Origin of the sequence: Nostoc sp. DedSLP04, assembly GCF_034530775.1 — a bacterium.
Classification (GTDB): Bacteria; Cyanobacteriota; Cyanobacteriia; order Cyanobacteriales; family Nostocaceae; genus Nostoc.
On sequence record NZ_JAVRCL010000008.1, the window covers coordinates 83,511 to 98,309 of the forward strand.

General features: G+C 40.2%; 13 protein-coding genes, 1 tRNA gene and 1 pseudogene. 11 read left to right on the forward strand and 4 right to left on the reverse strand.

Translation table 11 applies throughout. The annotated features are described in order from the left end of the window. Positions 1 to 58 precede the first annotated feature (58 nt). A complete protein-coding gene (locus RMX89_RS07115; RefSeq protein WP_322686446.1) occupies positions 59 to 691 on the reverse strand; it encodes a bifunctional 4-hydroxy-2-oxoglutarate aldolase/2-dehydro-3-deoxy-phosphogluconate aldolase in 633 nt (210 codons plus the stop codon). A gap of 268 nt (positions 692 to 959) precedes the next feature. On the opposite strand from RMX89_RS07115, the gene RMX89_RS07120 reads away from it, so the two are divergent. The 7 genes and pseudogenes from RMX89_RS07120 to RMX89_RS07150 all read left to right on the forward strand — a co-directional run bounded on the left by RMX89_RS07120 (position 960) and on the right by RMX89_RS07150 (position 7,262). Further along, positions 960 to 1,223 carry a hypothetical protein gene (locus RMX89_RS07120; protein ID WP_322688417.1) on the forward strand — a complete coding sequence of 88 codons (264 nt, stop codon included), beginning with the start codon at positions 960 to 962 and terminating at the stop codon, positions 1,221 to 1,223. A 484-nt stretch (positions 1,224 to 1,707) separates the two neighbouring features. Then, complete coding sequence (locus RMX89_RS07125) at positions 1,708 to 1,980, forward strand: GlsB/YeaQ/YmgE family stress response membrane protein (RefSeq protein ID WP_185584679.1); 273 nt, start codon at positions 1,708 to 1,710, stop codon at positions 1,978 to 1,980. Positions 1,981 to 2,180: 200 nt separating this feature from the next. Next, a pseudogene (locus tag RMX89_RS07130) lies at positions 2,181 to 3,509 on the forward strand (IS701 family transposase). Between the two features lie 324 nt (positions 3,510 to 3,833). Next, entirely contained in the window at positions 3,834 to 4,262 is a 429-nt protein-coding gene (locus RMX89_RS07135) for a DUF262 domain-containing protein (protein WP_322688418.1), read from the forward strand. Then, complete coding sequence (locus RMX89_RS07140) at positions 4,234 to 5,010, forward strand: HNH endonuclease family protein (protein WP_322688485.1); 777 nt, start codon at positions 4,234 to 4,236, stop codon at positions 5,008 to 5,010. The genes RMX89_RS07135 and RMX89_RS07140 overlap by 29 nt, the downstream gene beginning before the upstream one ends. A gap of 358 nt (positions 5,011 to 5,368) precedes the next feature. Continuing rightward, positions 5,369 to 6,196, forward strand: coding sequence for a metallophosphoesterase (locus RMX89_RS07145; protein WP_322688419.1), 828 nt, complete (start codon positions 5,369 to 5,371; stop codon positions 6,194 to 6,196). 232 nt (positions 6,197 to 6,428) lie between these two features. Continuing rightward, positions 6,429 to 7,262, forward strand: a complete 834-nt coding sequence (locus RMX89_RS07150) for a metallophosphoesterase (protein ID WP_322686448.1) — start codon at positions 6,429 to 6,431, stop codon at positions 7,260 to 7,262. 626 nt (positions 7,263 to 7,888) lie between these two features. Here the strand turns inward: RMX89_RS07150 and RMX89_RS07155 are convergent. The 3 genes from RMX89_RS07155 to RMX89_RS07165 all read right to left on the reverse strand — a co-directional run bounded on the left by RMX89_RS07155 (position 7,889) and on the right by RMX89_RS07165 (position 11,131). After that, positions 7,889 to 8,644, reverse strand: a complete 756-nt coding sequence (locus tag RMX89_RS07155; protein WP_322688420.1) for a hypothetical protein — start codon at positions 8,642 to 8,644, stop codon at positions 7,889 to 7,891. 317 nt (positions 8,645 to 8,961) lie between these two features. After that, positions 8,962 to 10,410, reverse strand: coding sequence for a DnaJ domain-containing protein (locus RMX89_RS07160; RefSeq protein ID WP_322688421.1), 1,449 nt, complete (start codon positions 10,408 to 10,410; stop codon positions 8,962 to 8,964). 109 nt (positions 10,411 to 10,519) lie between these two features. Next, a complete protein-coding gene (locus RMX89_RS07165) occupies positions 10,520 to 11,131 on the reverse strand; it encodes a DnaJ domain-containing protein (protein WP_322688422.1) in 612 nt (203 codons plus the stop codon). 29 nt (positions 11,132 to 11,160) lie between these two features. On the opposite strand from RMX89_RS07165, the gene RMX89_RS07170 reads away from it, so the two are divergent. The 4 genes from RMX89_RS07170 (at position 11,161) to RMX89_RS07185 (ending at position 14,628) form a co-directional block, all read left to right on the forward strand. Beyond that, positions 11,161 to 12,258, forward strand: a complete 1,098-nt coding sequence (locus RMX89_RS07170) for a tocopherol cyclase family protein (RefSeq protein WP_322688423.1) — start codon at positions 11,161 to 11,163, stop codon at positions 12,256 to 12,258. Between the two features lie 43 nt (positions 12,259 to 12,301). Further along, positions 12,302 to 12,375, forward strand: a tRNA-Arg gene (locus RMX89_RS07175). A gap of 410 nt (positions 12,376 to 12,785) precedes the next feature. Continuing rightward, positions 12,786 to 13,316 (forward strand): YdcF family protein, encoded by a 531-nt coding sequence (locus RMX89_RS07180; protein WP_322688424.1) that lies wholly within the window; start codon positions 12,786 to 12,788, stop codon positions 13,314 to 13,316. A 148-nt stretch (positions 13,317 to 13,464) separates the two neighbouring features. After that, the gene (locus tag RMX89_RS07185) at positions 13,465 to 14,628 is read left to right on the forward strand and encodes a GuaB3 family IMP dehydrogenase-related protein (RefSeq protein ID WP_322670253.1); all 1,164 of its coding nucleotides are present in this window, start codon (positions 13,465 to 13,467) and stop codon (positions 14,626 to 14,628) included. Positions 14,629 to 14,799 lie beyond the last annotated feature (171 nt).

Sequence of the window (14,799 nt, forward strand, 5' to 3'; positions counted from 1 at the left end):
CCTTTATTTCCCTATCTATTACTTTAATAGACGCGAATTTTGATGATTTGATTCTAAGTTAACCTAACTGTTGCATTAGGTTTTTTGCCTGAGTTGCGATCGCTGACCAATTTCCCTCTATGACAAGCTTTTTAGGAAATAATTCCCCGCTCAAACCAACAGCGATCGCTCCGGCTTGCAAAAATTCTTTGGCATTTTCTAGAGTCACACCACCAGTAGGAATTAAGGGAATCTCACCCAGCGGCCCTTGCAAACTTTTGATATAATCAGCCCCTCCCACTGCCTGCACGGGAAACACTTTTACACAACTAGCACCTTGACTCCAAGCGGTAACAATTTCTGTAGGAGTCAGCGCTCCTGGTATGATAGGCACATTTTTTTCTTGTGCTGCTTGAATCATTGCCGAATCGACGTGGGGTGTGAAGAGGAATTGCGCCCCAGATGCGATCGCATTTTGTAACTGCTGCACATTAAATAGCGTACCAGTGCCAATAATACAAGCTGGTAATTCCGAACGTAGTTGACTGATTAATTCCCCAGCGCGATCGCTATTCCAGGTAATCTCAATTAGCTGCACTCCCCCAGATGCTACAGCCATTGCCATTTGTTGTCCCAGTTCCATTTGAGGGGCGCGGATAACTGCGATCGCTCGGTGTTTTTCCAACTGTGATAACCAAATTTGATTAGGCATTTTGACTAGAGATTGGGGACTGGGAGTAGGGATTGAGACTAAAGAATAGTTTTCAATCTAGTAAATACTAATTTTTAATACTAATGCCCAATACCCCTCAAGAGTGCTGAGTAATGTTAGCACAACTGTTTTGCCCTATTCCCAATGCCCTTAAAACTTGCTTATTGCATCAAGCTATGAGATATTAAATATAAATAACATAAAATCTATAGTCTTACCGTAGTTTAAAATTATTATCTCAGCATTTGGGTTTAAAGGAGTAATAAAAATGACAATTGTACGAAAAAACACAACATCCTTACCAATCACCATTCACAATTCTGAAAGCGTTGATGTAGCTAACTTATGGAAGCTTATGCGACTGGGTGCAAATGACTTTGGGTGGCGTACTAAGGCATATACAACGATTCTGGGCGTTATGCTGCTAACGTTAGTAAGTCTGATTTTTCTAAGTATGCATTGGTCTTACCGCAGACTGTTCCCATTTATCAGCCATCAAGTCATTGGTAGCGATCGCGAGATAAGCAATTAAAAGTTAAAAACTAGACATGAACTTGCAAAGGGATAGGCGATCGTCTCAATCGTCTGATTTCGCTTCCTTTACATTACTTTAGAGGCAGTCTCTAAAAACTCAGCTTAATTCTTCTAGTAGAGGAGAGAGTTAATTAAAAATGCATATACTGCAATTACCAAGCAATAGTTTATATAAGCCCCTAGTTAAAGACCTACTAGGAGCTTTTTTTTAATTGACTATCTACCTCAAATGGGTTATTTAGCAGCGATCGGACAGCTTAGGACATTGGCAAATCCTAAGAGAACGGCTAGTCATACCTATCCATAGCCGACTTATCCTAAGTAGGATGGTAGCCGCAATACAATATATATATTAAAAAATCTAGTAGCAATTAAACTATTCCTAATGGATATTCATAATTAATTCTGATGGTAGATTAAGTTAGAAATGAAGATCGTTAATATGTACTTGTAAGTCAAAAACCTTTACCAACTTAACAACAATGAATATTCTTGCTTGGATTGTTTTAGGTCTAATTGCTGGTGCGATCGCAAAAGCTATCTACCCCGGTCATCAAGGTGGCGGAATTCTAGGAACCATATTGTTAGGAATCATCGGTGCTTTTGTTGGCGGTAGTTTAGGTGTATTTTTCAGTACGGGAACTTTATCTCTAGCAGCTCCTAGTCTCAGCATTCCAGGTATTGCAGTAGCAGTTCTTGGTGCAATCGTCGCAGTTTTCCTGTGGAATCTATTAACCAACCGCAGTGCTGTATAAAAAATTGCGGTAAATCAATGACAAAGATTTAGCAAATTCATTTAACTATTTTTAACTGTGAATTAAATTAAAAAAATAGCGCCAGTCTGTAATAAGTCTGGCGCTGTTTTGTAATTATAAAGGTTATCCCTCTTCTGTCACTTTCCGGGTATTCTGAATAAGAGAATAAAAAAATAAAACCCTGAAAGGTAAGTAGGTCAATGGATGTAGAATTACAAATCTTAAAACATTTGGCAAGAGATGCTCACCCAACCGTTGCCACCATAGATGAATATTGTGCAGAGTATAAAGACCTGTTTAAAGAAGTAAGAAATTATGAATGCTTCAAATATTTACACTTAGGGATAATTTCACCAATAAAAAGAAAATCATTACCAGAAATAGCCAAAGTAGTAAGTATAAACTCCGCTCAATCATTACATCATTTTCTGGCGAATTCAGATTGGTCAGTAGATGAATTAAAACAACGAAGATTAAATAAACTTAAGCAAGTTTTGAATGGTCAGGCGATTACAGTAGTAATAGATGAAACTGGAGATAGAAAAAAAGGTAAAAAGACTGATTATGTGGCGAGATAATACTTAGGAAGTGTGGGAAAAGTTGATAATGGAATAGTTTCAGTCAATGCTTATGGAGTTTACTCTAATATAACCTTTCCATTAATGGTAAAAGTGTTTAAACCAAAAGGGACGCTGAAAGAGGGAGATAAATATAAAACTAAAATAGAGTTAGCGTCAGAAATGATTACAGAGTTAATTGAAGAGGGCTTTCAGATTGAACTGGTACTGGCAGATAGTTTATATGGTGAAAGTAGCCAATTTATTAGAAAACTGGATGAATATAACTTAGCCTATGTGGTAGCAATTAGAACTAATCATGGAGTCTGGTTGCCAGCGGGGCAAAGTGTTCGAGCAAACAAGTGGTGTAAATTTGAGAGAACATTTAGTAATCAAAAATCAGAGAATAGATACATTAGAGAAATAATTTATGGTAAAAAAAGAACCATAACTTACTGGGAAATAACTACTGACCCAGAAACCATGCCGGAAAATTCTACCTCCTTCGTGATGACGAATCTTCAAGGGAATTTGAAAAAGACTTTAGGCGACTTATATGGATTAAGAACCTGGGTTGAATATGGTTTTCGACAGTGTAAACAAGAACTAGGCTGGACAGATTATCGTTTCACAAATTTTCAACATATTGAGAGGTGGTGGGAGATTATTTTTTGTGTTTACACGATGATTAGTTTGAATTCTCCAGCCTTGTTAGCCTTAAATCAATCTCGTCAAATTGAGACTGAAGGGCAAAGAACTAGTCATATTGATTTTTCTAATCATCAACAATGGAATCATGAATCTGGATGGAAGAACGTTTTAAATAATCTGCGTCTAATCGTCCAACCACTGTTACTATTTTGGTTGATTTATCCCTGGCTCGATATTTTCCCTAATTCACAGTTATTACTGGGATTCAATCATTTAATTGCAGCCATGAATCAATTTAAACCCTGTTATGCTTCTGGATGATTTAGCTTCTTTACTACTTGCTTATTCCGGAAAGTGACAGAAGAGTGATATCAGTAGAGTCCAATACATACTTAAACCCCAAGCAAGCCCCTTCAACCTCTCTATACCGTCAGATTAGAGAGGAATTTCTGTATTAGGCTCGATTTTGGGACAGATATTGGTAAAAATTTTATAGGAAGATTAGCGATCGCTAATGACAATTGCTTATTTTTCCCAAGCCCTAAAAAACCGATCAATATTACAACGCCCTGAAATATTGCAGTTTTTAATGGGAAAACTAACTTTAGTAAAGTGCAGTCTACTACGCCACTAAAGGAGGTATATATGAGCGCGGTTAAAATTCAAGCTACTGATTATCCTATCTCTAAAGTATTTAGCAATGATTTTGTCTTCACTATTCCTCTATATCAGCGTCCCTATGCGTGGACAACCGAACAAGCTGGAGAACTGCTTGAAGATTTAATTACTGCTTTGGGAGACAGTGACGATAAAATTGATGAGATAAACCCATATTTCTTAGGAAATATTGTACTCATAAAAGGAGATAAACGAGATGCCCAAGTTGTGGATGGTCAACAGCGTTTGACTACACTTACTATACTGCTAGCTGCTTTACGGACATGCGTTTCTAAAGAACACATACATATATTAACAAGATATCTTTACGAAAAAGATGATTTTGATCCTGATGATAACGTTTACCGTTTGAATTTGCGTGAGCGAGATGCACAGTTTTTTAAAGAATTTTTATGACATTAATAATCAAGCTTATCACAGTGATATTTTAGCTGAAAAAGTAAACCAATTTTTTAGATGGTTACAGCTTATTGATAATTCTGACTGGATACCTCCAGCTATTTTGTACCTTGCTCGGAATTACAGCAATCCTGAATTGTTAGTGAGGTTTTTCACAGATTTAGATCGCCTCGCTTCAGGTTTAATGATTCAACGGGCTAATATTAATGAACGCATAGAACGTTATAGCAAGTTGCTGTATGCTATCGAGATTGGAGAAGATTTGTACGCATCTCATTCACCGCTGCAATTGAAAATGGAAGAAAAGCAATATATTCTCAAAATACTGAATGATGACCTTTATTTAATGAAGAAAATTCGACTTTATGTTTTAATTCGCTTAGATACTGCATTGTCGGAAGGAAAAGCTTCGTATCACTTCCACAACATTACTATTGAGCATGTGCTCCCGCAAAATCCCATTTCTAATAGTGTGTGGGAAAATTGGTTTGCCACTCAGGAAGAACGCGAGCAATATGTCAATCGTATAGGGAATTTAGTTTTGCTCTCTTCCTATAAAAATAGTCAAGCCCAGAACTATGATTTTGAACTAAAAAAACAGAAGTATTTCACCACGAAAACAGGTATTTCAAATTTTGCGTTAACTACACAAGTGCTGATGGAAAAAGAATGGACGCCTGAAGTTATCAATAAACGCCAGGAACAATTAATTGATAAACTGACACAGGTTTGGCGTTTACAGTAGTAAATTGCAGGTGCATAGACCCATAGAGCAAAGCCGAAGACATTCTGCTTTGGAGCTTGTTGTTAGGGGAGCATCCAAAATTATACAGAAATTTGGAAAGCGATATCTTCTCTGCCATACAGCTTGCTTCCTCGTAGGGGTATAATGGGCTATGCCTACGCAGACTAACTTTAATATTAATTAGTATTTTTTTACAAAATAGTTTAGTAGTAAATTTGTTTTTGATTTGAATAAGTATAAATAAGCTAAAATCCACAGGTTTCATAAAATTTTCAACAACTTGCACTGGTCGCTGTACACGAACTGACAATGTTTCGTTAAGCTGTAAGCGCTATGATTGAAGTTTATTAAACGTCTTATGCATTGGTTGTTATCTGGGCCGTTGAGTATAGAGAAATTGACGGTTAACATTGCAGGTTTGCCTGCATTGTTACAAGGTACAACGTTAGTACAGTTGTCAGATTTTCACTACGATGGTTTGCGACTGTCGGAAGAGATGTTAGAAAAAGCGATCGCACTTACTAACGAAGCTAAACCAGATTTAATTTTATTAACTGGTGACTACGTAACTGACGATCCGACACCAATTCACCAATTGGTACTTCGACTCAAACATTTGCAAAGTCGCAGTGGTATCTATGCTATCCTTGGCAATCACGATATATATAAACACGCAAAAGCAGAAGTTACACAAGCCCTTACTAGCATTGGAATTCACGTCCTTTGGAACGAAATTGCTTATCCACTAGGAAAAGAATTACCACTCGTTGGACTGGCTGATTATTGGTCGCGGGAGTTTCACCCCGCACCAGTTATGAACCAGCTAAACCCCGACACACCCTGCATCGTTTTATCCCATAACCCAGATACTGCGGAGATATTACAAGCATGGCGAGTCGATTTACAATTATCTGGTCATACTCACGGTGGTCAAATCTTGATTCCCGGAATTGGCCCTGCGGCGTTGTTTTACGAAAAGCTTGTAGAAAAAATACCCAGAAAAGTGCGGCGTCGAGTCCCATTTTTGGAAGAAAATGTTTCTGTAGTCAGACATTGGGAATGGGCGCAGGGTTTGCATCGGCTAGGAAAAAATCAACTATATGTCAATCGTGGTTTGGGAACTTACCTCCCAGGACGCTTATTTTGCCGCCCAGAAGTTACTATAATCACCCTACAAGGTGAGTAGGTAATTACCAAATTTAACAAAAAAGAATGCAATTTTAGCAGGTACTCTGGCTAATGAGTGCCTGCAAACTCAGGCATAACCTGCTACTTTTATCGCCAAAATTTAAATCCAAAATTTAAATCAATGAATTAATTGTATCTGAAGTAGATGACATAAATTCTTGCATTTTATCAAGTTACATTCTTATTTTTGGTAAGCTGTAAGCGCTGGTATGAGGAGTATCGGTTAACTTATGCATTGGTTGTTTACAGGACATTTAAGAGTAGATAAAATAACGGTTAAGATTGCAGAACTTCCTGCATCTTTACAAGGTACAACATTAGTACAGTTGTCAGATTTTCATTACGATGGTTTGCGACTATCGGAAGAGATGTTAGAAAAAGCGATCGCACTTACTAACGAAGCTGAACCAGATTTAATTCTATTAACTGGTGACTACGTAACTGACGATCCCACACCAATCAATCAATTGGTGCTTCGACTCAAACATCTGCAAAGTCGCTGTGGTATCTACGCTGTACTTGGGAACCACGATATCTATTACAGCCACTCCAAAGCAGAAGTTACACAAGCGTTAACCAGCATTGGGGTGCATGTACTTTGGAATGAAATCGCCTATCCACTAGGAAAAGAATTACCATTGGTAGGACTAGCTGATTATTGGTCACAGGAATTTTACCCCGCACCAGTGATGAATCAACTAGACTTGCTTACACCGCGCATCGTTTTATCTCATAATCCAGATACAGCCAAGATATTGCAACAATGGCGCGTAGATTTGCAACTATCTGGTCATACCCACGGTGGTCACATCGTCATTCCGGGCATTGGCCCTCTAGTACTCTATTACAAAAAGCTACTTAAACAAATTCCCAAAAAATTGCGGCGTTGGGTAACATTTTCATTAGGAGACTGCTCGAAAGTAGTTCGATATTGGGAGTGGGCGCAAGGGTTTCACAAGGTGGAAGAAAATCAACTATATGTCAATCGTGGTTTAGGAACTTATAAACCAGGACGTTTATTTTGTCCGCCTGAAGTGACTGTAATTACTTTAATTGGTCATTAGTCATTAGTCATTGGTCATTGGTCATTGGTCATTGGTCACTTGTACTGAGCGTAGTCGAAGTATTGGTTATTAGTCTAAATAAATGACAAATGACAAAGGACAAAGGACAAATGACAAAAATGCATAAAACTCAAAGCAGAAACCGCCTGAAGCTACGATGGATAAATCTCAATAGCTTGGGGCGGTTCCTTGAAGATTGGAGAATTCAGAAATGGCTAACTTAAAATAAGGTGGACAGTATTTGCGATCGCTTTACTCAGAATTGCACATCCTTAATATTCCAACTAGGCAGGCATTTTCTGGCTGTGCGTCTTAAAACCTCCAAAACGAACTCATTGAACTTAAGGCAAAAACACATTCAATGGATGTCACAACTTCAGAGCGATCGCAATAAGATTAGAGCAGGAGGCACAGGCTCTAACTTGAAAGTTTTTGTTTAACTTTTAACCTGTTTGTACCTTGGTCTTAATCTAGCATTGTGTTTGTTTAGCTACAAGACACCTTTACTAAACTTGAATACCATTAATTTATCGCAACAATTCAGAAATATTGCTTAAAATTTGTCCCACTTGGTAATATTGGCATTCACGCCAATATTACCAAGTGGGCTGAAAGTTCAGAAAACGTTATTGACCAGAACCGCCTGCGGTAGAAGAATCGCTATTAGATGTACTGTTTGACTGGTCTACTCCTTGAGGTGTAGTACTTTTAGAGGTGTCACTTTTTGTACTAGGAGCAACAGTATTAGTAGAACTATCGTTCTGCGAAGCCGGACTATTAGTAGTTGGACTCGTCACCGGACTTTGTGTCGCTTTAGGGGCTGGCTGAGTTACAGAAGGTGCTTTTTCTGCCGCAGGCTGCTGGGGTGGAATAGTAATATTAATATCCGGTTGGCGAGGTGCAGACGGAGGTGTAACTTGCTGTTGGGGAACAGGAACAGGAACAGCAACAGGTACAGGGACTTCCTTAGTTGTTTCGATTATTTTCGTTTGTGGTTGAGGAGATGCACTGGGAGTTGGATTACTCTTACTCGGTACAGGAACCGCAACCGGCACAATATTGTTAACCGCTGCGTTATTCTGCTGGTTGAAGTACCAGACCCCACCTATAACCAAACCAAGCAGGGAAGTAATGATAATACCCAACAATAAACCACCACTAGCATTGTTTTCATCACGCTGGGCTAAATCTGCTTGCTGGTAGCTACGCTCAACATTTCGACCATGTACGTAACCGTTAGTGTAAGAGTTGGGATTAGTTGTATTGTTCTTAACTGTTTCAGTGGTTTGTGTGAAATGGGTCTGAGTATTGCCATTAATATCAGTGTAAGATTCTTGTCTAACTTCACTGTTTTTGCTTTCGCGTTCATTAGGAATAGACATAACCGTTGATTTAACTCCTCAGATACGATATTGACAAACTAAAGCTTTGTGAAAACAAGGGATTTTAATGAACTGAAAATATATGTTGCTGATAAAGATTGAGTCTTATTTGCTACTCAACTGTTGGTAATCTCAGAATAACCTCTGCGATTAAACAACTGGCTCTATCTCCAGGGAGTTAATACTTAATCTTTAGAGAGTTAATACTTAATCAAGAGAAAGAGTATCCCAAAGATGGATGTTATTTAACTGTCAGTTAATGGATAGATCAAAAAATCTAGCAATTTGCTTCAATTCTCTAAACTTTTAATTTGTTGTTAGATATCGCATCGCCAAAGCTTGATAGTCATATCTCGACTACCACTAACCAAAGTTTTGCCATCGGGACTGAAAGCGACGGAGTTAACCCAATCTGAATGGTTATCCAAAGTGTAAAGTTCTTGTCCCGTGTTAACATCCCATATCTTCACAGTACAATCTGCACTACCACTAACAAGATGCTGACCATCGGGACTAAAAGCGATTGCACAAATATAGCTGCGATGTCCAGCAAGAGTGTTAATTAGCTTACCTGTACTACTGTTCCATAGCTTGATAGTCTGGTCATAACTGCCACTAGCTAAAATTTGCCCATCAGGGTTAATAGCAACACACATCACCCAACCTGAATGTCCGTTGAGAGTTTGCAGCAGTTTGTTACTCTTCAAATTCCACAGCTTAATGGTATTATCCGCACCGCCACTGACAAAAATCTGTTGTTTTGGGCAAATAGCAAGGGAGTAAACTAAGCCAGAATGACCTTTGAGAACTTGCAATAATTGTCCCATCTCTATATGGGAAACCTTGATAGTAGTGTCTGTACCCCCACTTAGGATAGTGTGACCATCTGGACTAATGATTACAGAAAAAACTGGGGTTGAATGTACTTTGAGTGTCTTGAGTAATTTACCTGTAGATACTTGCCAAATGACTATGCTGCTGTCATCACTGCCACTAACCAGAGTTTGGCTATCTGGGCTAAAGGCTAGGCATCTTACCCATTTTGTATGTTCAGTGAGAGTATGTAGTAATTTACCTGTGTCGAGGTGCCAAATCTTGATAGTATTGTCACTACTTCCACTAGCCAAAGTTTGCCCATCTGGACTGATTGCAATTGTCAAAACCCAGTTCAGATGAGTCAGGGTGTGTACACATTTCCACGGTAAAGGTTGAGACTGTGATTCAGGTGCTGGCGGCGTTGGTGGCTTTGGCGGCGGCGATGTCGGTTTGGGTGGTGGTGGCTTTGGCGATGCTTTTTTCTGTTTCAGTTCTAGTTCTCTGGCATTTTTAATATCTGACTTGGCTCTATTTTCATATCCTAGTTTCGAGCAAGCAAGCCCTCGGTATTTGTAGGCTTCAAAGTAGTTAGGGTTGAGACGAATCGCTTGGGTAAAGTTTTCAATTGCTTCAGTATATTTTCCTTTTTGAGCTTTCTCCATGCCTAGTTTGTAGAAACTTTCAGCATTGGATGGAGTGAAATCAATTTTGGTAGAAGTGGAAGCAGCTTGATTTGTCTCATTTGGCTGATAAGACTTTAATCTTGCATAAGCTTGATTGATTTCTTTGATTTTTTCTTCTGCTTCTAGCTTTTGCTGCGGTTCAAGAAAACAATCTGGATGCCAAGTCTTAGCCATCTGGCGGTAAGCTTGCTTGACTTCATCAGCAGATGCACCTGGTTTTAACCCAAGGATATCGTAAATATAATTTATATCGAAGCGCTCGCTCATACTCAGAAATCAGCAGCAAATCTTACTACACTTAGTATTCCCAAGTATAAGTAGTATTGAACTCCAGTCTGGTGTCGCCGTCTGAAGTGTCTTAAACTATATTCGCTCCTTATCTCCAACGCCGGTTTAGCCGCAGTAAACTTTTTATCCTCTGACAAAATCTTTCTATTAGAGGTCTAGGTTTTGATACATATCTAGGCGATCGCGATCTACGTGTACTTCCCGGATTTCTTAACTCTTCTTCTATTTGTGCAGCTTTATTTAAATCTGAAGCAGCTCTATATTCGTATCCCAGTTGTGAGCAAACTAGCCCACGATATTTATACGCGTCAATATAGTGAGGATTGAGCCGAATTGCGTGGGTAAAATCTGCGATCGCATCTTCATATCTTCCTTGAGTAGCATTTTCTACTCCTAAAGTGTAGAAAGTTTCTGCATCCCAACGATTGACAGATATTTTTGGGGGATTTTTAGGCGAAGATGAAGATGGATTTTCAGCAATAGGAGGCTCAGATGGAATTTCGGATTTGAGCCTGTTGTAAGCTGCGTTGATTGATTTGATTTTTTCTTCAGCTTCCTGTTTTTGTCTTTGCTCGACAAAGCGATCGGGATGCCAAATTTTCACCAGTTTACGGTAAGTTCGCTTCACCTGTGCTTGAGATGCACCGGGTTTTAGCCCAAGAATTTCATAAGCATCATTGATATCAAAGCGATCGCGCATACTGAAAAAATCGGCAGTTAGATAAATCTATGTTAACTATTCCCAAAAATCCTCTCCAATCAACCCAAACGCCCCATTCTGGTTATCACTGGGATGGCAGTAGCCGTCGCTTCTTTGAAGGTTGGTATTACCGCGTCACGTTACCGGAAATTGGGCAAACATTCGCCTTTATGTACTCCATTGAAGATCCCATCGCCGGTAAACCTCACAGTGGCGGTGCAGCCCAAATCCTCGGCCCGGATGATGAGTATCTCTGCCGTACTTTTCCTGATGTCAACAAATTTTGGGGTAGTCGAGATGTTTTAGGTTTAGGTCATTGGGGTAAAAATAATTTGCAAGTTTCCCCCCTATACTTACTCCCAGCAGAGTTTGAGTATCACGTTCAAGAGGGATATCAAGCCACAGCCACCTTGAATCAGGGAATAATTCGCGATCGCGCCACCAATAATTATTGCCGTTGGCAGTATGAAATTCAACCTGTATACGGTTGGGGCAATCAAAATGGCATTCAGCAATCAACCGCAGGCTGGCTGTCATTCTTGCAGATTTTTGAACCTGGATGGCAAATTTTGATGGCTCACGGTTTAGCCAGTGGAAAGATTGACTGGAATGGCAAAATCTACGAATTCACTAACGCCCCAGCCTACGGCGAGAAAAATTGGGGTGGTGCTTTTCCTCAGAAATGGTTTTGGATAAACTGTAATTGCTTCGAGGGCGAACCCGACTTAGCATTAACTGCTGGTGGTGGACGGCGGGGTGTGCTGTGGTGGATGGAATCTGTAGCGATGATTGGACTGCACTATCAAGGCAAGTTTTATGAATTTGTTCCCTGGAATTCCCAAGTTGAGTGGGAAATTCAGCCTTGGGGTAGATGGCAAATGAAAGCTAGCAACACTAATTATGAAATTGAGTTAACAGGAACCACAGATTTATCTGGTACACCTCTACGTGCGCCGACAGCAGAAGGTTTAAGATACTGTTGCCGGGATACTATGCAAGGAAAACTAAACTTAGAGTTACGAGAACTAAATGGCAGAAAATCTAAAGTAATTTTAAAAGCAAAAAGTTTTCTTTGTGGTTTAGAAGTAGGCGGTGGCTCTTGGGATAATTTTTGGCAGTCTACCTAAAACTACTGCTATCTAATGCTATAATTATATATGCTTCGCAGTTGGGGTTGTAGCTCAGTTGGATAGAGCGGACGCCTCCTAAGCGTCAGGTCGTGCGTTCAAGTCGCACCAGTCCCGTTATCTTTAGACAATTCATATATACAGCAATTAATATGGTAAGAGCATTGCTGTACCCATAAAAGTAGTACGCCAGTTCTTACAAGTCGGGATATCCGCCCATGCTACTGGCTCCTGTATTCCGTGCAATTGAAAACTACTATATAAAGTGGTTAAAACCCTTTGATGAATCGTCCGATATCGGTTAGGATAATCCATCAATTAGAGGAAAAACTCCAGGCACGCTTAATCGCGCTGTTACACAAAAACCAACCAAATTTATATTTGGGCAGAATTTGTGCAGATTCTTGGGAAGTTTGCTACTCTACTATCAATTGTTTTTTCTTATAGCCAGAGAAAATTGTGTACCAAGTAAATTAAGTTATTGAGCCTTGAATAAGCTACTCTTTACAAATAAATCTTTTCGTTTTATGGCTTTTGTCCTACCAATATTTATGTGGTGGGGATACAAAGAAGTACAAAACCAATTTGTGCAGCCGCAAGCAGTCGTAGTGTTAGGTGGTTCAACGAGACATTTAGAGCGAGAAAAATTTACAGCAAAATTCGTTCGCGAGCATCCAAATATACCGATTTGGATTACAGGCGGCAGTCCACGTACATTCACCCAAAGAGTGTTTACCAAAGCTGGTGTCGATCCTCAACGTTTACACTTGGATTATGAAGCAGTAGATACAGTTACTAATTTTACTACTTTGGTAGATGATTTGCAAGCTCGCGGCATTAAGAGCGTTTATTTGATTACTTCAGACTTTCACATGCGTCGGGCTTGTGTCATTGGCGAAATTATTTTGGGTAGTCGGGGTATTTATTTAAAACCAGTGCCAGTTCCTTCCGAAAAACCCCCTGAATCTATCGAAAAATCTGTTCGTGATGGAGCTAGAGCGATAATTTGGTTAGCAACTGGTTACACTGGTGTGGGTGCCGCTAAAAATAAACGGTAAATCAAACTGATTTTGGATTTTTAATCGGTCAAAATCCGAATGACTAATGACAACCGTCACTAGTCACTTATATGGTTAGGGAAAAAACGCCCCAAATTTCCCCACAATTTGATACCCTAGCTTAAACAGATTTGAGTAAAGTTAAAGCGTGGAAATTCAACTTGGGCGGGGAAAAACAGCTCGCAGAGCTTACGGAATAGATGAAATTGCTCTAGCCCCTGGTAATAGAACACTAGATCCCAGTTTGGCAGATACTAAGTGGCGTATTGGCAATATTGAGCGAGAAATCCCGATAATTGCTAGTGCTATGGATGGCGTAGTAGATGTTCGTATGGCTGTACGTTTGTCACAGTTAGGAGCATTAGGTGTCCTCAACTTAGAGGGTATTCAAACTCGCTATGCCGACCCAGAGCCAATATTAGATCGGATTACCTCTGTGGGAAAAGATGAATTTGTTGCCCTCATGCAAGAACTCTATGCCGAACCAATAAAGCCGGAATTAATTGAACAACGTATTCAGGAAATTAAACAACAAGGTGGCATTGCAGCTGTGAGTGCAACTCCAGCCGGTGCAAGTAAATACGGTGAGGCGGTGGCCAAAGCTGGGGCAGATTTATTTTTTGTCCAGGCTACGGTAGTTTCTACTGCACATCTGTCACCAGAGTCTTTAGTACCACTCGATTTAGCAGAATTTTGTCGTTCCATGCCCATCCCCGTGGTGTTGGGGAATTGCGTGACTTACGAAGTCACGTTGAATTTGTTGAAAGCTGGGGCGGCTGGGGTACTGGTGGGAATTGGGCCTGGTGCGGCTTGTACTTCTCGTGGGGTATTGGGTGTTGGTGTGCCACAGGCAACTGCGATCGCAGATTGTGCCGCAGCACGAGATGATTACTATAACGAAACTGGCAACTATATCCCCATTATTGCTGATGGCGGTTTAATCACCGGTGGCGACATTTGCAAATGTATCGCCTGTGGCGCTGATGGTGTGATGATTGGCTCCCCCTTTGCCAGAGCCGCAGAAGCCCCTGGAAGAGGTTATCATTGGGGTATGGCGACTCCTAGCCCAGTTTTGCCCCGTGGCACCCGCATTCGCGTTGCCACCACTGGTAGCCTAGAGCAAATACTCATTGGCCCAGCAGGGCTAGATGATGGCACTCACAATCTTTTAGGAGCCTTAAAAACCAGCATGGGAACTTTAGGAGCCAAAAATATTAAAGAAATGCAACAAGTGGAAGTTGTGATTGCACCTTCTTTATTAACCGAGGGTAAAGTTTACCAAAAAGCTCAACAATTAGGTATGGGTAAATAGAATTGGGGCATAGAGCATAGGGCATAGGGCATGGGTTATTAATTCTTCTTCCCCTGCCTCCCCTGCCTCCCCTGCCTCCCCTGCTCTCTACTCCCCACTCCCAAATTCTTCAATAATTTTTCCAGCCCCTAAACAATTGCTGGAAAAATCCGATATGTCGCTTACAATAGA